The organism is Arthrobacter agilis (genome assembly GCF_002953615.1).
GTDB lineage: Bacteria > Actinomycetota > Actinomycetes > Actinomycetales > Micrococcaceae > Arthrobacter_D > Arthrobacter_D agilis_B.
This window is the reverse complement of record NZ_CP024915.1, coordinates 279,155-299,750: the sequence shown is the minus strand read 5'-3', so window position 1 is coordinate 299,750 and position 20,596 is coordinate 279,155. Positions and strand designations below refer to the sequence as shown.

20 protein-coding genes are annotated in these 20,596 nt (G+C 70.9%); 11 read left to right on the top strand and 9 right to left on the bottom strand.

Annotated elements, in window-relative coordinates; translation table 11 throughout:
- On the top strand, positions 1 to 2,665 hold a 2,665-nt coding region (locus CVO76_RS01465), incomplete at its 5' end, for an alpha-amylase family glycosyl hydrolase (protein WP_208740431.1).
- 117 nt (positions 2,666 to 2,782) lie between these two features.
- Here CVO76_RS01465 and corA read toward each other — a convergent pair.
- Together corA and purN are read right to left on the bottom strand one after the other, a co-directional pair.
- Positions 2,783 to 3,799 (bottom strand): magnesium/cobalt transporter CorA, encoded by a 1,017-nt coding sequence (gene corA / locus CVO76_RS01460; protein WP_133082717.1) that lies wholly within the window; start codon positions 3,797 to 3,799, stop codon positions 2,783 to 2,785.
- A 1-nt stretch (position 3,800) separates the two neighbouring features.
- Positions 3,801 to 4,382 (bottom strand): phosphoribosylglycinamide formyltransferase, encoded by a 582-nt coding sequence (gene purN / locus CVO76_RS01455; RefSeq protein ID WP_208740430.1) that lies wholly within the window; start codon positions 4,380 to 4,382, stop codon positions 3,801 to 3,803.
- 56 nt (positions 4,383 to 4,438) lie between these two features.
- Between purN and CVO76_RS01450 the strand changes: the two genes are divergently transcribed.
- Positions 4,439 to 4,885, top strand: coding sequence for a hypothetical protein (locus CVO76_RS01450; RefSeq protein ID WP_208740429.1), 447 nt, complete (start codon positions 4,439 to 4,441; stop codon positions 4,883 to 4,885).
- Positions 4,886 to 5,023: 138 nt separating this feature from the next.
- Here CVO76_RS01450 and CVO76_RS01445 read toward each other — a convergent pair whose 3' ends face one another.
- Entirely contained in the window at positions 5,024 to 6,304 is a 1,281-nt protein-coding gene (locus CVO76_RS01445) for a cell division protein PerM (protein WP_208740428.1), read from the bottom strand.
- Between the two features lie 79 nt (positions 6,305 to 6,383).
- Positions 6,384 to 7,136: a sulfite exporter TauE/SafE family protein gene (locus CVO76_RS01440; RefSeq protein ID WP_133082713.1), complete on the bottom strand. Its 753-nt coding sequence runs from the start codon at positions 7,134 to 7,136 to the stop codon at positions 6,384 to 6,386.
- Between the two features lie 81 nt (positions 7,137 to 7,217).
- On the opposite strand from CVO76_RS01440, the gene CVO76_RS01435 reads away from it, so the two are divergent.
- From CVO76_RS01435 to CVO76_RS01415, 5 genes are all read left to right on the top strand, one after another.
- Complete coding sequence (locus CVO76_RS01435; protein WP_208740427.1) at positions 7,218 to 7,853, top strand: DUF1684 domain-containing protein; 636 nt, start codon at positions 7,218 to 7,220, stop codon at positions 7,851 to 7,853.
- Positions 7,854 to 7,974: 121 nt separating this feature from the next.
- Positions 7,975 to 8,724, top strand: coding sequence for a potassium channel family protein (locus CVO76_RS01430; RefSeq protein ID WP_133082711.1), 750 nt, complete (start codon positions 7,975 to 7,977; stop codon positions 8,722 to 8,724).
- Positions 8,725 to 8,811: 87 nt separating this feature from the next.
- Complete coding sequence (locus tag CVO76_RS01425) at positions 8,812 to 9,981, top strand: glycosyltransferase family 4 protein (RefSeq protein WP_208740426.1); 1,170 nt, start codon at positions 8,812 to 8,814, stop codon at positions 9,979 to 9,981.
- Positions 9,982 to 10,166: 185 nt separating this feature from the next.
- Positions 10,167 to 11,696, top strand: coding sequence for a stealth family protein (locus CVO76_RS01420; RefSeq protein ID WP_432206147.1), 1,530 nt, complete (start codon positions 10,167 to 10,169; stop codon positions 11,694 to 11,696).
- A gap of 42 nt (positions 11,697 to 11,738) precedes the next feature.
- Complete coding sequence (locus tag CVO76_RS01415) at positions 11,739 to 12,539, top strand: MSMEG_6728 family protein (RefSeq protein WP_208740425.1); 801 nt, start codon at positions 11,739 to 11,741, stop codon at positions 12,537 to 12,539.
- Between the two features lie 12 nt (positions 12,540 to 12,551).
- On the opposite strand, the gene CVO76_RS01410 is transcribed toward CVO76_RS01415, so the two are convergent.
- Positions 12,552 to 13,472 carry a phosphodiesterase gene (locus CVO76_RS01410; RefSeq protein ID WP_208740424.1) on the bottom strand — a complete coding sequence of 307 codons (921 nt, stop codon included), beginning with the start codon at positions 13,470 to 13,472 and terminating at the stop codon, positions 12,552 to 12,554.
- A gap of 258 nt (positions 13,473 to 13,730) precedes the next feature.
- Between CVO76_RS01410 and CVO76_RS01405 the strand changes: the two genes are divergently transcribed.
- Together CVO76_RS01405 and CVO76_RS01400 are read left to right on the top strand one after the other, a co-directional pair.
- Positions 13,731 to 14,141, top strand: a complete 411-nt coding sequence (locus CVO76_RS01405) for a hypothetical protein (protein WP_133082706.1) — start codon at positions 13,731 to 13,733, stop codon at positions 14,139 to 14,141.
- Positions 14,142 to 14,247: 106 nt separating this feature from the next.
- Positions 14,248 to 15,003, top strand: coding sequence for an SOS response-associated peptidase (locus tag CVO76_RS01400; RefSeq protein WP_208740423.1), 756 nt, complete (start codon positions 14,248 to 14,250; stop codon positions 15,001 to 15,003).
- A gap of 24 nt (positions 15,004 to 15,027) precedes the next feature.
- On the opposite strand, the gene CVO76_RS01395 is transcribed toward CVO76_RS01400, so the two are convergent.
- Complete coding sequence (locus CVO76_RS01395; protein WP_208740422.1) at positions 15,028 to 15,306, bottom strand: hypothetical protein; 279 nt, start codon at positions 15,304 to 15,306, stop codon at positions 15,028 to 15,030.
- Between the two features lie 174 nt (positions 15,307 to 15,480).
- On the opposite strand from CVO76_RS01395, the gene CVO76_RS01390 reads away from it, so the two are divergent.
- The gene (locus CVO76_RS01390; protein WP_133082703.1) at positions 15,481 to 16,224 is read left to right on the top strand and encodes an MBL fold metallo-hydrolase; all 744 of its coding nucleotides are present in this window, start codon (positions 15,481 to 15,483) and stop codon (positions 16,222 to 16,224) included.
- A gap of 54 nt (positions 16,225 to 16,278) precedes the next feature.
- Positions 16,279 to 17,535 (top strand): phospholipase D-like domain-containing protein, encoded by a 1,257-nt coding sequence (locus tag CVO76_RS01385; RefSeq protein WP_133082702.1) that lies wholly within the window; start codon positions 16,279 to 16,281, stop codon positions 17,533 to 17,535.
- Here the strand turns inward: CVO76_RS01385 and CVO76_RS01380 are convergent.
- From CVO76_RS01380 to CVO76_RS01370, 3 genes are all read right to left on the bottom strand, one after another.
- Positions 17,504 to 18,262 carry a GntR family transcriptional regulator gene (locus CVO76_RS01380; protein ID WP_208740421.1) on the bottom strand — a complete coding sequence of 253 codons (759 nt, stop codon included), beginning with the start codon at positions 18,260 to 18,262 and terminating at the stop codon, positions 17,504 to 17,506. The two genes, CVO76_RS01385 and CVO76_RS01380, sit on opposite strands and share 32 nt — an antisense overlap.
- Positions 18,252 to 19,910 (bottom strand): dipeptide ABC transporter ATP-binding protein, encoded by a 1,659-nt coding sequence (locus tag CVO76_RS01375; protein ID WP_208740420.1) that lies wholly within the window; start codon positions 19,908 to 19,910, stop codon positions 18,252 to 18,254. Before CVO76_RS01375 ends, CVO76_RS01380 begins: the two co-directional genes overlap by 11 nt.
- A partial coding sequence (locus tag CVO76_RS01370) for a gamma-glutamyltransferase (RefSeq protein WP_208740419.1) occupies positions 19,894 to 20,596 on the bottom strand: 703 nt, incomplete at its 5' end. The genes CVO76_RS01375 and CVO76_RS01370, both read right to left, overlap by 17 nt.

Below are 20,596 nucleotides of genomic sequence, written 5' to 3'. Positions count from 1 at the left end.
GCACGCGCCGACACCCGCCACCGCCGCACCCGAGGATCCAGGCTCCCCGCCGGCGGCCGAAGCCCGGCACTCCCTCCGCTCCGCCGTCACCGACGAGAACTTCTACTTCGTCATGGCCGACCGCTTCCGGAACGGCAGCACGGCCAACGACGACGGCAGGTTGAGACCCGATCCGTCGGTGTCCGGCTTCGACCCCACCCGCAAGGGCTACTACAACGGCGGAGACCTCCAGGGCCTGCTGCAGGAGCTCGACTACATCCAGGGCATGGGGACCACGTCCATCTGGCTCACCCCGAGCTTCAAGAACCGTGCCGTCCAGCCGGAGGACGACTCCGCCGGCTATCACGGCTACTGGATCACCGACTTCACGCAGATCGACCCGCACCTCGGCTCCAACGAGGACCTGAAGGCCCTCATCGACGCCGCCCACGAGCGCGGCATGAAGGTCTACTTCGACATCATCACCAACCACACGGCCGACGTGATCGGGTACGACGCCGGAGAGCGGGCACCGTACATCTCGAAGGACGAGGAGCCCTACCGCGACGCCGACGGTGCCGCGTTCGACGACCGCGACTACGCGGGCACGGGCACCTTCCCGGCACTCGACGCCGCGACGTCGTTCCCGTACGTCCCCGTGGTCCCGGAGGCCGACCGCGACCTGAAGGTCCCCGAGTGGCTGAACGACCCGACGCTCTACCACAACCGGGGCGACACGACCTTCGCCGGTGAGGACGCCTACTACGGCGACTTCTTCGGGCTCGACGACCTCTCCACCGAGAACCCCCGGGTGGTCGACGGCATGATCGACATCTACAAGACGTGGATCGCGGACTTCGGCGTCGACGGCTTCCGGATCGACACCATGAAACACGTGAACGACGAGTTCTGGCAGGCCTTCGGTCCCGAGGTGCTCTCCTACGCCCAGGAGCAGGGCAAGGACGAGTTCTTCATGTTCGGCGAGGTCTTCGACACCACCAAGTCCTTCACCTCGCAGTTCACCACGCGCAACCGCATGCAGTCCGTGCTCGACTTCCCGTTCCAGGCGGCGGCGCGGGGCTATGCGTCCCAGGGTGCTCCCGCCTCGGACCTGCAGGCCTTCTTCGCCGGCGACGACTGGTACACCGATGCGGACTCCAACGCATACAGCCTGCCGACGTTCCTGGGGAACCACGACATGGGGCGGATCGGCAGCTTCCTCGCCGCCGACAACCCGGGCGCCGCCGAGGACGAGCTGCTGGCCCGGGACACCCTCGCGCACGAGCTCATGTACTTCTCGCGCGGCAACCCCGTGATCTACTACGGCGACGAGCAGGGCTTCACCGGCCCCGGCGGTGACCAGGACGCACGCCAGACGCTGTTCGCGAGCCAGGTGCCCGAGTACCTCGACGACGACCTGCTCGGCACCGCGGCGACGCATGCGACCGACAACTTCGACACCGGCCACCCGCTCTACCGCGGCATCGCCACGCTCGCTGGGATCACTGCGGAGCACCCGGCCCTGCGCGACGGCGCCCACCAGCACCGCTACGCCGCGGACGGCCCCGGCATCTACGCGTTCTCGCGGACGGATGCCGAGGAGCAGCGCGAGTACGTCGTGGCGCTGAACAACAGCACCGAGCCCCAGACCGCAGCCATCCCCACCTACGCGGCGAAGCGCAGCTTCGGCCTCGTGTACGGGGATGCGCCGAAGCGTGCGAGGTCGGCCGCCGACGGCACCCTGAGCGTGACCGTCCCCGCACTGTCCACCGTGGTGTACGAGCTCTCCGGGAAGGTCCCGCACTCGAGCAAGGCGCCGGCCATCGCGCTGCAGCAGCCCACCCCTGCCGCCGAGGACAACGGCCGGACCCGGGTGGCGGCCGACGTCGCCGGCTCCTCGTTCTACGAGGTCACGTTCGAGGCACGCATGCCCGGCGCCGGCTGGACGAGCATCGGCACCGACGACAACGCCCCCTACAGCGTCTACCACGACACCAGCGCCCTGCCCGCCGGGACCGCCGTCGAGTACCGCGCCGTCGTGCTCGACAACGGCCGGCACACGAGGACGAGCCCGACCGCGTCGGCCGTCGTCCCCGCACCCCGGCTCACCATGGGCCTGCCCGCCGAGGGCACGCAGGTGCAGGGCGACGTCGAGGTCACCGCGACGGCGAGTCCCGGGGACTCCGAGTACACGGTGACGATCGAGCGCAGCATCGCGGGTGGGGCCTGGACCCCGGTCGGCACCGACGACTCGTCGCCGACCTACACGGCGGTCGACGACCTCGCCTCCCTGGACCTCGCGGAGGGCACCCGGGTGCAGTACCGGGCCGTGCTCGGTACGTCCGTGAGCGACACCAGGACGGTCCGTGTCGGATCGGTCATCGAGCAGCCCGGGACGGTGGCGGTGGCCGGCAGCCTCGACTCCGAACTGGGCTGCGGTGCCGACTGGGACCCGGCGTGCGACCAGGCGCAGATGACGTTCGACGCCGCATCGCAGACCTGGCTCCTCGGGATCGAGGAGCTGCCCGCCGGCAGCTACGAGTACAAGGCCGCCCTGAACCGGTCCTGGACGGAGAACTACGGAGCCGGTGGCGCGTTCAACGGTACCAACATCGCTCTGACCCATCCGGGCGGTCCGATCACGTTCGTCTACGACCACCGCACCAAGGTGATCAGCACCCGCTGACTCCGCCTGCACGGCACGACGGCGGCCGGGCCCTCTCGGGTCCCGGCCGCCGTCATGGACTGGTCATGCAGGCCTGACGAGTGGTCCTTCCCGCGTGCATCTGGGCGTCGGACCGGGTCACAGCCAGTCGTTGCGCTTGAACGTCCACCATAGCCCGATGCCCATCGCCACCATCAGCAGGAGGGCGAACGGATAGCCCAGGGCCCAGTGCAGTTCGGGCATGACGTCGAAGTTCATCCCGTAGACGGAGGCGATGAGGGTCGGCGCGAAGAGGATGGCCGCCCATGACGAGATGCGCTTGACCTCCTCCCCCTGGCTCAGCGACGTCTCCGTCAGCCGCGTCATCTCCTCGTTCTGGCGCTGCGCCACGAGCGTCGAATGGACCGTGAGGGCGTTCTGCAGCAGGGCGCGGAACGTGTTCACGCGCTCGACGACGCGGATCACATGGTCCTGGACGTCGCGCAGGTTGCGTCCGAGCTCGGAATCCACCTGGTACTTCTCGGACCCGCGCAGCAGGGCGTCCATCATGGCCTCCAGGGGCTGCGTGGCGCGCTGGAACTCGATCACCTCGCGATGCAGCTCGTAGATCCGGCGCGAGACATCCGGCGCTCCCCCGAACAGCTCGTCCTCGATCTCGTCGATGTCGTTCTCGAGGCCCCGCACCACGGGCTCGTACTCGTCGACCACCTGGTCGAGCAGCGCGTACAGGACGGCCTGGGGCCCGGCGGCGAGCAGCGTCGGATCGGCCTCGAGCCTCCGCCGCACGATGCCGAGGTCCGGCGACTCGGCGTGCCGGATGGTCACCACGAAGTCATGGCCGACGAAGAGGTGCAGCTCCCCGAACTCCACCTTCTCCTCGGCGTCCAGGTAGCGCGCGGGGCGCAGCACGAGGAAGAGGGTGTCGCCGTAGCGTTCGAGCTTCGCCCGCTGGTGTCCGTTGGTGGCGTCCTCGACGGCGAGGGGGTGCAGCCCGAACTCGGCCTCGACCGCGTGGATCTCCTCGCGCTCGGGACGGTACAGGCCGATCCAGCCCATACCACCGCTGTCCCGCATGATCTCGAACGTCTTGTCGAGGTTCTCGGGATCGATGCGGGTCTCCCCACCGACGTACACGGCGTTGGCGACGACGGGCATCTCAGGCTCCCGCTGCGGCGGAGTCGGCCGCGAGCCCCGCGAGCGTCTCGATCAGGAGCCGGCGCTCCTCGACCTTGATGCGACCGTGCAGGGAGTCCTCCGTGTCGTCGGGCAGCACGGCGACCGGGGCCTGCGCGAGGATGGGGCCGGTGTCCACCCCGGCGTCCGCGATCATGACGGTGCAGCCCGTCACCTTGACCCCGTAGGCGAGGGCGTCACGGACACCGTGGGCGCCCGGGAAGCTGGGCAGGAGGGCGGGATGGGTGTTCAGGTAGCGGTCGGGGAACGCATCCAGGAAGTGCTGGTCGACGATCCGCATGAAGCCCGAGGAGACCACGTAGTCCGGAGCGTGGGAGGCGACTTCCGCGGTGAGGTCCCGGTTCCATGCCGCCCTGTCCCCGTACTGCCGGAAGTCCACCTCGAACGTGGCGATGCCGGCGTCGCGCGCCCGCTGCACGCCGCCCGTCCCGGGCCGGTCCGCCCCCACGGCGGCGATGGTCACGGGAAGGCTGCCGTCGGCGACGGCGTCGATCACGGCCTGGAGGTTCGATCCGCTGCCGGAGACGAGTACTACGATGCGCATGGCTCAACCTTAGGGTCTCGTCTCGCCTAGGGTTGAACCATGCCGAGGGAGGAACGATGACGGAGCAGGGCACCAGACCGAGCGGATCGCGCAGCGTCGGGAGCGGGCGGGGAGGTCCGGACGACGCCGCTGCCGCGCGCGCCGCGTCGGCCGGGCTGTGGCTGCGCCTGTTCCTGCTGGCCCTGCTCGGCGGGGCGGTCGCGAGCAGCCTGGTCCTGCCCTGGAAGGTCCTCGGGCTCGTCCTGGCGCTGTTCGCCCTCGGGGCCGGCGTCGTCGCGCTCGTCAAGGCGATCAGCGCGAAACTGTCCCGGTTCGTGGTCGTCGCGACGGCCCTCGGCCTCGCGGCCGCGCTGTTCCTGACGGCGGGGACCACGGCCTCGGTCCTCCTGTGGCCCGTCACGCAGAACTACGAGGACTGCATGTCCCGTGCCCTCACGTTGCAGGCGCAGGCGGACTGCGAGGAAGGCCTCAGGAAGCTCGAGGGCTTCGCACCGGGCCGGTAGCGCCCGGACTGGTGGCGCCCGGGCCGATAGCGCCCGGACTGGTAGCGCCCGGACTGGTAGCGCCCAGACCGAAGGGGCGTCGGGCGGAGGGGCGTCGGGCGGAGCGGCGCCCCGACAGCGCAGGCCGGCACCGGCGCGTCAGCGCCGCCGCGGTTCCCGCTCGAGCAGGGGCCCGACGGCGTGCCCGAGGAGGGCGCCGACGGCCACCTCGATCGCGAACCACAGGCCGACGGTCAGCGGATCCGGCCCCAGCTCGGTGAGACGGCCGAGGCCGAGGGAGGCACGCGAGAGGGCGGCGACGGCGGCACCGCCCAGCCCGGCCGCGATGCCGATGAGCCCCGCGAGGGCCAGGGTGGACGCCGTCGCGGTCAGCCAGCGCTGCTTGCTGTGCAGGACGAGCCACTCGTCGAAGTGGTTCTCGCCCTCGCGGAAGAACCACCAGCCGGCGAGGAGTCCCGCGACGACCGGGATGGCCAGCGCGGCGTAGCCGTACTCGAGGATGCCGGCCGGCAGCGCGCCGAGGACGGGCAGGGCGGGCAGCGGACCCACGGTACTGGCGAGCGGGGTGATGGAGCTGCCCGTGCCGAGCGCGAATCCCGCCCCCGTGGACCAGGCCATCGTCCACGCCGCGAAGTTGGGCAGGAGCCCGAGCTGGAGCAGGGTCACCACCGACGCACCGGCGATCCCGCCGTCGATCCGCTCGTAGATCGCCGCGATCCCCGCCCAGTTCAGGCCGATCGCCACCGCGAGCAGTACCGCGGACAGGCCCGCCGCGACCAGCACGGCGAGGAACCCCGAGCGGAGGACGGACCACGCGTAGGACCCCGCCCAGCGCGAGTGCTGGCTCGTACGGCCCACCCACGCCGCGAAGTCGACACCGACCAGGCGGCTCCAGGCGCCGGCCTCACGGTAGGCACCGGTGATCAGGCCCATCCCGGCGGAGACGGGCGGTATCAGGGCTCCCGCGGCCAGAGGAGCGGAGGCGTCGGCGCTCGTGGACATGTAGGCGACGGCCGCGCCGATGGCGGCATAGGTGACCAGGGCCCCGAGCAGGGCCTGCCAGAGCTGATCCGTGTAGGAGGCGCGGGCGAGCCGCCGCCCTGCCCGCCACGCGAGCAGCAACGGCACCAGGATGAGGCCGAAGGGGATCACGTGCAACAGCCCTGCGGACGCCTCGGCTCCGGCCACGCCTGCCGGGAACTGCAGGACGAGCGGGACCCCGTGCATCACGAGCCATCCCTGGCCGGCCAGCCGCGCCGCCGACTCGGCCGTGCGGTCCGCGAATCCGCCCGTCAGCCAGACGGCGGCCACGGGGAGGACCACGAGCAGCGCCGAGATCAGGGCCGCCTGGCCGAGCTCGAACACCCCCTGCAGCCACAGGGGCATGGGAAGGGAACGGGGTTTGGTGGGGAGTTTCATCCCCTCCATGGTGCCACCGGGAGCCTCCGCCGGGGCCGAGCGACGCGGGCGCCTACCGCTGCCCGCCCGGTGGCGCCTGTCACCCGAGGAGGTCGACGAGCCCCTTGACGACGGCCAGCCCCGCGCCGACGAACGCGATGACGAGGACGAACAGCCGGGCCTGGTGGTCGCGGACGAAGCGTCCCAGTTTCTCGCCGGCGAAGATGCCGGCGACGATGGCCAGCCCGATCGCGATCCACATCCACGGCGCGAGCACCGGAGCCTGGGACGGGTCGAGGATCAGCTTCGCGACCAGCGTCACGGTGCCGATGCAGACGAAGAAGGGCTGGAGGGTCGCGGCGAACGGGCGTTGCGGCCAGCGGGAGAGGACGGCGTACGCGCTCACCGCCGGGCCGCCCACGCCGGCCATGGAATTGGTGAGGCCCGCCGTGAAGCCCGCAACCACTTTCGGCACGTTGCCGCGGACGACGACGTCGGAGCGCTGGAGCACGAGGGAGATGGTCAGTGCCACGAGGACGACGGCGCCGACGGTGACGGACAGGGGCGCCGACGGCACGGCCACCGCGAGGAAGGAACCTGGCACCGACCCGAACAGGGACGGCACCACCAGCCAGCGGAACATGCTCCAGTCGATGTCCTTCCACACGCGGCCCACGATGATCGTCGAGGACACGACACCGCAGATGTTGACGAGGAGCACACCGGCGTGCGGGCCGAGGATGATCACGAGGAAGGGTGCGATCAGCAGGGCGAACCCGAGTCCGGCGATGCGCTGCGCGACGGCCCCCACGAGGACGGAGGCGAGCACGATGGAGAAGATGCCGAGGGTCACCCCAGCTACAGTACGCCGAGGCAACCACCCGCTCACCCGGTCCGCCTGCCGTGGAGCACCGCCCGACGGTAGCCTGTCCGTATGACAGCAGCCACCACCGCACTGGCCACGGCCGACTGGCGCCGGCGCGTGTTCGGCCTGTACGCCGATGTCCGCGAGCGCGCCGTCGCGGAGTCCCCCGAAGCGGCGCACGCCCTGTGGCGGACGGGCCGCGACGAGCTGTTCCGGGTCCACCCGGCGTCGGCCCTGCCGGAGCAGGCCAGGTCCTCCTTCCGCGGCCTGGCCGTCGCGCCCTACGATCCCGCCTTCCGCTTCGAGGCGATCCTCGACGACGACGGCGCGGGCGAACTGATGGAAGTCGCCACCGGCACGGACGGCGTCGTTCCGTTCCACCGCCTCGGCACCCTCCTGCTGCCGGGCCTCGGTGGACTGGCCCTCTGGAAGCTCGGATCCTACGGCGGCGGGCTCTTCCTCCCGGTGCGGGACGCCACCGCTGGCAGGCCCGGCGGCACGTACGGGGGCGGACGCTACGTCCTGGACACGATCAAGGGCGCGCACCTCGGTGAGGGGCGCGCACCCGGCAGCCTGGTCGTCGACCTCAACTTCGCCTACAACCCCTCCTGCGCCTATGACGAGGAGTGGGCCTGCCCCCTGCCCGGGCCGGGCAACCGGCTGCTCGACGAGGCCCCGGTCGGCGAGCTCTACCGCGCGTACTGACCGGTCGGGCCGGCACTGCGCGACGGCCCGGCAGTCCGTAGGCTTGGGAGCTACGGCGACGTGGGCGCCGTCCACCGGCGAGGAGCCCGAACGATGAGGACGACCCGATGAACACGACCCGATGAAGCAGGACCAGTGGCGCCGTCGCTCCGAGGTGCCCCTCATCATCGCCGCCGTCCTCTACCTCGCGGCCTACTCGATCCAGGTCACGGGAGATCCCGGGCCTGCCGCCGCGCGATTCCTCGAGGGTGTCGTCTGGGGTGTCTGGGGGCTCTTCCTCCTCGACTACCTCGTGAATCTCGCCCTGGCACCCGCGCGCGGCCGCTGGTTCCTCCGTCACCTGCACGAACTCGTCATCCTGCTGCTGCCCATGCTGCGGCCCCTCCGGCTGCTGCGGCTGATCCCCCTCCTGCGCGTCCTCAACCGCTCCGGCGGTGACGCGCTGCGCGGCCATATCGTGCTCTACGTCGTCTCCGCCATGACGGTGCTCGGGTACGCGGGCGCACTCGCGGTACTCGACGTCGAACAGGACGCCCCGGGGGCGACCATCGTGACCCTCCCCGATGCGCTGTGGTGGGCGCTGACCACCGTCACCTCCGTGGGCTACGGCGACTACTACCCCGTCACCGGACCCGGGCGCCTGATCGCGGCAGGCCTGATGATCGGCGGGATCGGGGTCCTCAGTGCCGTCACCGCGGCGTTCGCCTCATGGCTGGTGGAGAACGTCGCCGCCGCGCAGGCCGCGGAGGGCCGGACCGCCGAGTCCGACACCCAGGTCCAGGACCAGCTCAAGAGCGTCAGCCTGCAGATCGACACCCTGACCCGGCAGCTCACCCACGGCTCCCACCAGGGTCGCCCCGGCCCCGAGTGACCGCCGGGACGGCGATTTCGCCCGGCGTTCACCCGGCCTCCATCCTTCCGTGGCCGCTCCTCCGCCTGCGCGGGCGACGCTGGGCCGGTGAGGATCGCCGTTGTCGCAGAATCGTTCCTGCCCCAGATGAACGGGGTCACCCAGTCGCTGCTCCACGTGCTCGCCCACCTGCGCAGCCGGGGAGACGAGGTCCTGGTGATCGCGCCGTCGTCGTCCCGGTCCGACGACGAGGCACCGGCGTGGGTGGAGGGCTACCCCGTCCACGCGCTGCCCTCCGTACCCCTCTCCGGGTACGCGACCGTGCGGCTCGCCGCCGGCACCGTGGCCCGGGTGCGCCGCCTCCTGGCGGATTTCCGGCCCGACGTCGTGCATGTCGCCTCCCCCTTCGTCCTCGGTTGGCGTGCCGTGCAGGCCAGTGCGCAGCTCGGCCTGCCCACCGTCTCCGTCTACCAGACCGAGGTGCCCGCATACGCGGCGCGTTACGGCTTCCCGTGGCTGGAACCGCTGCTGTGGCAGCGCGTGCAGAACATCCATGACGCCTCGACGCTGACGCTCGTCCCGTCCTCCGCCGCGCTGGATCAGCTGCGGTCCCGCGGGGTGCAGCGGCTGAACCTGTGGCGGCGCGGCGTCGACACCGAACGGTTCTCACCCGACCGGTACGACGCCGCCTGGCGGGCCACCGTCGCCGAGCCGCACGAGCGCATCATCGGCTACGTGGGCCGGCTCGCCGCGGAGAAGCAGGTGGAGGACCTCGCGGTGCTCGACGCGCTGCCGGGGACCCGCCTCGTGATCATCGGATCGGGTCCGCAGCAGGAGGATCTGCGGACACGCCTGCCCCGCGCGCACTTCGCCGGGTTCCAGGCCGGCCTCGACCTCGCGCGCAGGGTGGCGACCTTCGACCTCTTCGTCCACCCGGGAGAGTCCGAGACCTTCTGCCAGACCATCCAGGAGGCCATGGCCTCCGGGGTGCCGGTGGTCGCGGTGGGCCGGGGCGGCCCCCTGGACCTGGTGGACCCCTCGCGCACCGGATGGATCTACGGACCCGGGGACCTGCAGGGCCTCCGCGCCGCTGTGGCCGACCTGGTGGGCGACGACGCCAAGCGCCGCGCGTTCGGCCGGGCCGCCCACGCCTCGGTGCAGGGGCGCACGTGGCCCGTCCTCTGCGAGCAGCTCACCACCTACTACGGGAAGGCCATCGCCGTGCAGCGGAAACGCGCGGACGTCGCCGAGCACCGCAGGGCTCCCGTGCAACACTGAACCCGCCGGCCGGAAGGCTGGACGGCACCCACCCGAAGCGGTATCGTGCCTCGTCGCAATCGCGGCACCCCCACAGGCCCTATCATGGGGATTCGACACACCCACCCCCGGAGGTTCCGATTACAGACACCGCTGCCCAACACGACATTTATTTCGGCGCACCCGAGCCGGAGAATGAAGCCGAGATCCTCGAGTCGGCGTCTCGCGCGGCGGTAGCCCGTTTCGACGGCCGCTCCGACATCACCACGGTCAAACGGCGCTTCACGCTGATCAACTCCGACCGCACGCCGCACCAGGCGATGGTCGAGGACCTGCTGTTCATCCGCACGGCCCTCGACGACGCCGGCATCGGGTTCCTGCTGGTGCGCGGCAACGACCAGCGGCCCGTGATCGCCGTCGACCTGAACGACCGCGAGAAGCTCCGCGCAGCGCTCGTCGAGGCGTGCCGCGACGAGCCCTTCTACTCCCGCACCGTCGACACGAAGCGGCGCACCACCCTGCTCGTCGGTGACGGCGAGCTCTCGAAGAGCGGCAGGGCCCGGATCTTCCGCCTGTTCCGCCCGCGCATCGAGCCCCTCGGCGGTCTCGCCTACGGGCCGTCCGCCGGGGTGCAGATCGAGCTCTGGGCCCTGGGCGAGACCACGATCGAGCTGCCCGTGGAGAACTCCCTGACCCGCCGCACACTGCCCGCCGCCGAGGTGGTGCGTGGCGAGGTGGTTCGGCACGGCCTCTCCTGGCCGACGATCGACAACATGTTCGCGGACCACGCGACGGACATCGACTTCGACGTCGACCTCGTCTTCTCCTGGGTGGACGGCAGCAGCCCCGAGTACCAGGCGGCCCGCGCCGCCCGCATGCAGGGCGTGGTGGTCGGCGAGGGCGACGACCACGAGGCGCGCTTCCGCCAGATCGACGAGCTCAAGTACGCGCTGCGCTCCGTCTACATGTTCGCGCCATGGGTGCGGCGCATCTTCATCGCCACCGATTCGGACCGGCCCGCCTGGCTCGCCGACCACCCGTCGGTGACGCTCGTCCGCTCCGAGGAACACTTCAGCGATCCGTCCGTGCTGCCGACCCACAACTCCCAAGCCGTCGAGGCACAGCTGCAGCACATTCCCGGACTGTCGGAGTACTTCCTGTACTCGAACGACGACATGTTCTTCGGACGTCCCGTCGCTCCCGACATGTTCTTCTCGCCCGGCGGGATCACGAAGTTCATCGAGGCCGACACGCGCATCGGACTCGGCGAGAACGACGCCGACCGGAGCGGCTTCGAGAACGCGGCGCGCGTCAACCGGCGCCTGCTGCACGAGCGCTTCGGCAGGATCACGACCCGGCACCTCGAGCACACGGCAGCGCCCCTGCGGAAGAGCGTGCTGCTCGAGATGGAGGACGAGTTCGCGGCCGAGTTCGCCGCCACGGCGGCGTCGCGTTTCCGCGCCAAGGACAACATCTCCGTCACCAACTCCCTGTACCACTACTACGCCCTGCTGACCGGCCGTGCCGTGACCCAGGAGATGGCGAAGGTCAAGTACGTCGACACCACGATGCGCTCCGGGCTGAGCAGCCTCATCAAGCTGCTCGACAAGCGCAACCAGGACTTCTTCTGCCTCAATGACGGGAGCTTCCCCGAGGTCCCCGCCGAGGAGCGGGCCCACCTGGTCCGGGACTTCCTCGAGAAGTACTTCCCGGTCAAGGCTCCCTGGGAGATCTGAGGCGTCCGTCCCGGCGTCGGGGACGCATGCGAGACTGGCGGCATGCAGACCTTCCTGCCGTACCCCGACTTCGCCGCGAGCGCCGCGGTGCTGGACCAGGCGAGGCTCGGCAAGCAACGGGTGGAGACCCTGCAGGCACTGCGCGCACTCGTGATCCCTGATTACGGCTGGCGCCAGCACCCCGCGATCCGCATGTGGATGGGCTACGTCCCGGCCCTGACCGTGTACGGGCTGGCCATGGTCGCGGAGTGGGTCTCCCGCGGGCATGCCGACACGACGCACCGGCAGATCCTCGAGTTCGCGCCCGGGGTCCTCGAGGACCCCGACGTGGCCATGCCGCCATGGCTCGGGGAGCCGGCCCTCCACGTCAGCCACCAGTCGAACCTGATCCAGAAGGCTCCGGAGATCTACCGGAGCAGGTTCCCCGGCATCCCCGAGGACCTGCCGTACGTCTGGCCGGAGCCGGAGCACGAGCTCGTCCCAGCCGAGCCGGAGGGGCGCCGGCTGTGGGTGTGGCGTGCGGCGTCGCATCCACCGGAGGGCGATGCCACGCTGCTCATGCCCCCGGTCCCGCCCAGCGGGCGCGCAGCCCCGAAATGGGAGCGGCAGCTGCACACGTTCGAAGAGGCACTGGAGGACGGCGACGCCGTGGCCATCGCCGATCCGGACGGCCGGCACTTCCGCACCGGTCGCGTCGGCCGCGTCCTCATGCACGAGGACGGACTCCTCCGCCCGGCCAGCCTCCATGGCTGGCTGGAGCGCTCGGACTTCGACCCACCCGCGCTGCTCCAGGATCCGAGGACGCTGTTCAGCGTCGGCCTGCCCGACGCGTTGGACGACTGACCGGCCCGCGCCTCAGGCGGAGGCGAGTTCGCGCACCCGGTGCCCGTCGGTGATCGTCACCCCGTGCGCGTCCAGCCTGCGGCGGGCCTCCTCCCGGGGGACCACCTCGCCCACCGGGGTGTGGCGGCCCGCCGGGACCACGGAATGGACGATCGTCTCCTCGTACACGTGCACGAGATTGTAGGACTGCGCGCCGTCCCGTCCGCGGGTGCCGCCGCCGTCGAACAGCAGGTCCTGCGTGTAGCAGGTGGCACTCGCCACCGAGACGGGGACGCCGGCGAACATCGCGGTCGTGGAGTAGTGCAGGTGGCCGGCGAGGATGGTCCGCACGTCCGAGCCGCGGACGACACCGGCGAGGGAGCGCTGGTCCCGCAGTTCCACCAGGACGGCCAAGTCCTGGACGCTGGGGACGGGAGGGTGGTGCAGGGCGAGGATGGTCCCGTGCGGCGCGGGCACCTCCAGCTCACCCGCGAGCCACCGCAGCTGCTCGGCGGTGAACTCGCCGTGGTGATGGCCGGGAACGGTCGAGTCCATCGTGATGATGCGCAGTCCGTCGACGAAGTGCACCGCATCCACCGGAGCGTCCGCACGGACGGACGATCGTTCGTCGAGGAGGCCCGCCCGGAAGGCCGCCCGGTCGTCGTGGTTGCCCATCGCCCAGATGACCCGGGCCCCGAGGCGGGCCGCCGCAGGATCCACCAGGGCCCTGAGCTTCGAGTACGCCTCGGGCTCCCCCTTGTCGGCGAGATCGCCCGTGAACACGATGGCCTGCGGGCGCGCGCCCGACGCCTCGAGGTCGTCGAAGACCTCCCGCAGCCGCTGCTCGCTGTCCACCGCGCCGTACAGCGGACCGTCGCCGGCGACGAGGTGCGTGTCGCTCAGGTGGAGGAGGAAGTGCTGCGGCCGGGGGTGTTCTGCTGTCCTGGGGACCATGGAACCTACTCCGATAGCTGATCGTCGTGTCCGACCATTCCAGCAGAGGTGCCGGCCCACCCGATGAACTCACTGCGGCACGTCGGAGAACATCGGGGAAACTCCTGCGCGCGGGCACCAGCGGCGATCCCGCAGGCACCCTTCCGCGCCGGGCGGCCGTCCGGGTGCCCGGAGGGAATGCGGGAGTACTGGCGGGGCGGCAGCACGCGCCGTAGGCTTCACAAGCGAAGCATTCTTCCAGCAGCGAAAGGCATCACCATGGGACTCCGCCCCAGCCACATCCCCCTCCGTCTCGCCACGGGCGCCTTCATCCTCAATTCGGGCCTCGGGAAGACCGGCCTGGACGAGGGCTCCGCGGGTTACCTCCAGTCCATGGCCGCCAAGGCCTTCCCCCAGCTGAGCCGGCTCGAGGCGGAGAAGTTCGGCAGGTACCTCGCGGCGGCGGAGATCACCCTCGGCTCGGTGCTGCTCGCGCCGTTCGTCCCGAGCAGGGTGGCCGGTCTGGGCCTGCTCGCCTTCTCGTCGGGCATGATGACGATGTACCTCCGGACCCCCGAACTCACCCAGGAGGACGGCATCCGTCCCACGCAGGACGGCACAGCCGTCGCGAAGGACGTCTGGATGGTGGGCATCGCCCTGTCCCTCATCCTGGACCGCAGGAAGAAGTAGACCGGCTGCGGCGTCCGATGCGCCAGGAGGGTCCGGGCGCATCGGCACAGCCGGGTCCCTCCTGGGGCTCGCTCCGGGAGGACCCACAGGACACGGGAGGAACGGCATGTGCGGGCGCTTCGTGATCGCGGGCAACAGGGCCGCCCTCATCGACGCCTTCGACGTCGACGAGGCGCTCGTCGACGAGGTCGAACCCTCGTGGAACGTCGCGCCGACGGACACCGTGCAGCTCGTCGTCGAGCGGCTGGATCCTGAGACCGGGGAACTGACGCGGCGGCTCGAGCCGGCGCGCTGGGGGCTCATCCCCTCCTGGTCGCGGTCGGCGGCGGTCGGTGCACGCATGATCAACGCGCGCAGCGAGACCGTCCTGGAGAAGCCGTCCTTCCGCGCCGCTGCGCTCAAGCGCCGCGGACTCGTCCCCGCCGACGGGTACTACGAGTGGAGGAAGAACGACGACGGGTCGAAGACCCCCGTCTACCTGCACGGCGCCGACGGCTCGCACCTGGGGTTCGCCGGGCTGTACGAGTTCTGGCGCGACCCCTCGACCGCGTCGGCGGAGCATCCCCAGGGTTCGTGGGTGGTGAGCTGCTCGATCATCACGCGTCCCGCGAGCGACGCCCTCGGCGAGATCCATGACCGCACGCCCGTGATCGTCCCGCCGCAGCTGCGCGGGGACTGGCTCGATCCGCGGAACGACTCCCGCCCGGCCGTCCAGGAACTGCTCGACGCCATCCCGGACCCGCACCTCGTCCCGCGCCTGGTGGGCGACCGGGTCGGCTCCGTGCGGAACAACGGGCCGGACCTCATCGACCCCCTCCCCGGTGATGTCACGGCCGACGGGGAACAGCAGACGCTCCTGTAGGTCACCGACGTCAGGTCACCGAGGTCAGGTCACCGACGTCAGGACCGGTCCGTCCCGCTGAACGTGGCCCGCGGGGCCGGCGGCAGGTCCGCGATGTACTCGTTGACGGCGAGTGCCAGCATGTCCCGCTGGAACGGGGGGGAGCAGCAACGAGCTGTACAGGTAGGCGTCGATCTCCTCCTCCCCGACGTTGCCGCCGAGGCTGAAGTACCGGAGCCAGAGGTCATAGGTGCTCAGGCTCGTGGACCGGAACGCGGCGCACGTGCGGCGCTGCTGCTCCTCCTCGCTCATGCCCGTGCTCATTCCCGTACCTTCCCGGCTACCGCCACCGGCCGCCGTGCGCACCGTCGTCGGTCTGTTCATCAACGTAGCGACGCGCACCTCGGATGGGAAGCCCGCAGAACCCTTCCGCGCATGCTTGTCGCCCTGCCCCGCGGTGCCTAGGGTCGGAGTCAGGCGAGGAGAGAGGGAGACACCATGATCAGGACGGACATCGCGCCCGGCATCCACTACGTCGAGCACGCCAGGACGAATGTGTACCTGGTGGAGGACGACGACGGCATCCTGCTCGTGGACACCGGGCTCCCCCGGTCGAAGACCGTGCTGCTGGAGGCCCTGGGTCGCATCGGCAGGGCGGTCGGGGACATCCGCGCCGTCGTCCTGACGCACGGGCACTTCGACCACGTGGGCACGGCCGAGCACCTGCGGTCCCGGTACGGGATCCCCGTGTACTGTCACCCGGACGACGCGCACATCGCCGCGCACCCCTACAGCTACGAGCACGAGAGCTCGCCGTTCCTCTACCCCCTGAGGTATCCGCGGGCCGTTCCGGGCCTGCTGCGGATGACCGTCGCGGGGGCCGTGGCCGTCAAGGGCATCCGCGACACCCTCCCGCTCACCCCCGAGGCGGCGGCGGCGCTGCCCGGCGCCCCCCTCGTGGTCCCGACCCCGGGCCACACCAGGGGCCACTGCGGCCTGCACTTCCCGGACCGCGACGCCGTGATCAGCGGGGACGCCCTCGTGACCCTCGACCCGTACACGGGACACCCGGGTCCGCAGGTCGTGGCGCGAGCGGCGACGGCGGACACCGCCACGGCACTGCGTTCGCTCGACGCGCTGCGCGCCACGGCGGCCCGCACCGTCCTGCCGGGGCACGGCTTCCCGTGGCGTGCCGGCGTGGAGTCGGCGGTGGCCCAGGCGCTGGAGGTCGGCGGTCACTAGGCGCGTGCCGTCGTCGGGCGCATCGTTGCAACGGCGAGAGGATACGCTGGGCGCATGGGCTGGCTGAAGCAGAAGACGATATTCGGATTCGCACGCACCACGGCGAAACGCGCGGCCGTCACCCTGTTCTCGGCACAGGCCGTGGTCATCGCCGGGCTCGTCGGGGTGGACGCCTACCAGAAACGCCGGCGTACCAGGCGTCCGGGCTTCCCGCAGCCGGGCACCTTCCGGACGACGATCGCCGACACGGACACGACGGTCTACACCTACGGCGAGGACCTCTACGACGCCATGATCGCGGCGATCGACAAGGCCGAGCACCAGGTCCTCCTCGAGACGTACATCTGGAAGGGCGACGCCGTCGGGGCGCGGTTCCGCGATGCCGTGAACCGGGCAGCGGAGCGCGGTGTGAAGGTCTTCGTCATCTACGACGGCTTCGCGAACCTCGTGGTGAATCCGTTCTTCTACTCGTTCCACCCCCTCGTGAACGCCTACCGCTTCCCCGTCCTCCGCCCGTCCATCGTCTTCACGAACATCCGCGGAACCGGCTTCGACCACCGCAAGGTCCTCGTGGTCGACGACGAGGTCGGCTTCGTGGGCGGCTACAACATCGGCGCGGACTATGCGACGAAGTGGCGCGACACGCACCTGGAGATCCGCGGTCCGTCCGTCTGGGAGCTCCGGGAGGCCTTCGTCAGCTTCTGGAACCTCCGCGCCATCCCGCGCAGGCCCCTCCTGCCGGATCTCAGCGCCTCCTTCTGGGAGCCCCGCATCCGGGCGGTCAACAACATCCCGGCGTACCTGGTGTTCCCCATCCGCGGGATCTACCTGGACGCGATCAACCGTGCCGAGAAGCACATCTTCATCACGACGGCCTATTTCATCCCGGACCGCCAGATCCTCGACGCCCTCCTGCGGGCGAGCCGCCGCGGTGTGGATGTGCGCGTGATCCTGCCCGAGGAATCCAACCACGTGGTGTCCGACTGGCTGTCCCGCGGGTTCTACTCGTCGCTCATCGGGGCCGGCGTGCAGATCCTGCTGTACCAGAACTCGATGATCCATGCGAAGACCGCGACGATCGACGGCGAGTGGAGCACCGTGGGCACGGCCAACATCGACCGCCTCAGCCTCACCGGGAACTACGAGATCAACCTGGAGATCTTCGACCGCGCACTCGCCGCCACGATGGAGCAGATCTTCGAGGTGGACTCCTCCAACAGCCGCGTGCTCACGAAGGAGGAGTGGGAGGGCCGCCATGTCGTGGCCCGCGCCAGCGAACTCATCCTCGCTCCGCTGCGCCCGTTCCTGTAGTCCCGGGTCCCGCACTCCCGGCGGCCCCGGCCCCGGCTCCCGAGGAGGGCGCCGAGAAGCGCTCCAGGTAGCCCCGTTGGGAGGATCCCACGTGGGCGGCCATGAGCCGCTCCGCCTCGGCCTCGTTCCCCGCGTCGATCGCCGCCATCACGAGGCGGTGCTCGCCCCAGGACTGCTTGCCACGGTTGTCGACGTCGGCCGCGTAGAGCCACTCGATCTTCCCCGAGATCTGCCGCAGGAGCGCGGCCAGCGAGGAGCTCCCGCTGAGCTCCGCGACGCCGAGGTGGAACCGGATGTTCAGCTCGGGCAGGTCCACGAGGGCGTCGACCGCCACGGCGCGGTCGCCGTCGTCGAGGATGTCGGTCAGGGCGCGCCGCGCCGACCACCACGCGGCGCTCGGCGCGTCCGCCGCGAACTGCGCCGCAGCACGGCGCGCCGCCCGGCGGGCGATCGTCGACTCGATGACGCCGCGCACCGCGAAGAGGTCCTCGGCGTCGTCGAGCGGTATCTCGGCGACCGTGGACCCGGCGTAGGGCCTCGACTCGACGAAACCCTCCGCCTCGAGGGCCCGCAGCGCCTCCCGCACCGGCACGCGCGACACACCGTACCTCCCGGCGAGCGCCGCCTCCGTCACGCGCGTGCCGGGGCGCAGCGCACCGAAGATGATGTCCCGGCGGATGGCGTCGAGGACGCGCTGCGGCGCCGCCGCGTCCTGGTCAGGCCGCAAAGGCCGCACCGGGGATGGCTCCGAGGAGCTCCTTCGTGTAGTCCGCCCGCGGGCGGTTGAACACGTCGTCCACCGGGCCGCTCTCCACGACCTCGCCCGACCGCATGACCACCACCTGGTGGGCGATCTGGCGCACCACCGAGAGATCGTGCGTGATGAACAGGTAGGTGAGCCCGAGCCGCTCCTGCAGGTCTGCCAGCAGCGTCAGGATCTGGTCCTGGACGAGGACGTCCAGTGCGGAGACGGCCTCGTCGCAGATGAGCAGCTCCGGTTCGAGGGCGAGGGCCCTCGCGATGGCGACGCGCTGCCGCTGCCCGCCGGAGAGCTCGTTCGGCCGGCGCTGGGCGACGCTGCGCGGCAGGGCCACCTGGTCGAGGAGTTCGGCGACCCTCTCCTGCCGGCTCGAGCGGTCGCCCACGCCGAAGATGCGCAACGGCTCGTCGATCAGGCGCTCGATGCTGTAGGTCGGGTCGAGGGAACCGTAGGGATCCTGGAAGACGGGCTGCACCTTCCGGCGCAGGGCCCGGCGCCGGCTCCCGCGCGTGGTGGTGAGCGACTCCCCGTCGATCAGGGCCTCCCCCGACGATGCGGTCTCGAGCCCGAGGATGATGCGCGCGACCGTCGTCTTGCCCGAGCCGGACTCCCCGACCACAGCCGTCGTCGTCCCGCGTGCCACCTCGAAGGACACGTCACCGACCGCCCGAACGGTGCCGCCGCGCTGCCCGCGGAGGGCGAACTCCTTGACGAGGCCGTCGACCACGAGGATCGACGGCGGGCGGACCTCCGCCGGTGCCAGCGGCTCGGCCAGGGGTTCCGCGTCGAGGACCGCAGCCACCGAGGGCGCCGCCGCGACGAGCTGTTTCGTGTACTCCTCCCGGGGGTCCAGCAGGATCTCGCGGGGCGTCCCCACTTCGACGATGTGGCCCTCCGACATCACGATGATGCGGTCCGTGCGGTCCGCCGCCAGCCCGAGGTCGTGCGTGATGAACAGCAGCGAGGTCCCGCGCGCATCGACGAGCGACTGCAGGTGGTTGAGGATCTGCCGCTGCACGGTGACGTCGAGCGCCGAGGTCGGCTCGTCGGCGATCAGCAGCTCCGGCTCTCCCGCCAGGGCGATCGCGATGAGCACGCGCTGGCGCATGCCCCCGGAGAATTCGTGCGGGTACTGGCCGTAGCGGCGTCCGGCGTCGGGGATCCCGGCCTCGGAGAGCAGGGCGATCGCCCGCTTCCTGACGTCGGCCCGGTCCGGCTTCCCGAGATCGCGCCGGCTGGCGACGATCGCGTCGGCCACCTGCGGACCGATCTTCATGGCCGGATTGAGATTGGACATGGGGTCCTGCGGCACGAGGCCCACGCGCTGGCCGCGGATGCTCCGCATCAGGGGTTCGGAGGCGGTGGCGAGGTCCACGACGTCGCCCCGGGTGCGTCCGGCACCCAGCACGATGGAACCGTGCGTGATCCGCCCGCTGCCCGGGAGCAGCCGCAGGATCGCCCCGATGGCGGTCGACTTGCCGGACCCGGACTGCCCGACGATGGCGACGCGTTCGCCGCGCCGCATCGAGAAGCCGACCCGGTGCAGCACGGGTGTTCCACCGAAGGCGACCTCGAGATCGGTGACTTCCAGGATGTTCTCAGCGTCCTGCAGCATAGCCCTGTGCTCCTCGCGGATTGGCGGCGGCCGACAGCACGCCGGTCTCGTGGTCCCTGGTGACGGAGGAGAGCCGGCCGAGCGACCAGTCCCCTGCCCGGGTGATGACGTGACCCCGCCGTTCGAGGTCGGCGATGACGTCCGCTCCGAGCCGGTCCTCGACGACGGCACCGCCCGGCTCCCAGGTGCGCGGCCAGAAGGAGCCGGGGATGGATGTCGTGTGGAGGGACGGGGCGTCGATGGCCTGCTGGGGCGAGTAGCCGCCGACGATCGTGCGCAGGAGGTACAGCAGCTGCCACTGGTCCTGCTGGTCGCCTCCGGGGGACCCGAGGGCGACCACGGGCCGGCCGTCCTTCAGGACGAGCGTCGGGGTGAGCGTGGTGCGGGGCCGCTTCCCGGCCTGCAGCGTGGACGGGCCGCCCTCCTCGAGCCAGGTCATCTGCAGCCGTGAGCCGAGGCAGAAGCCGAGTTCGGGGATGGTGGGCGAGGACTGCAGCCAGCCGCCGCTCGGTGTCGCGGAGACCATGTTGCCTGCCGAGTCGACGACGTCGATGTGGCAGGTGTCGCCGCGCGTCTCCCCCTCACGCGAGACGGTCGGCTCGCCCACCCCGGCGAACCCGCTTCCGTCGGCGAGTGCCGGCGGGGTGTAGCCGGTGCGCAGGGGCGGGAGGAACGGCTCGACGCCG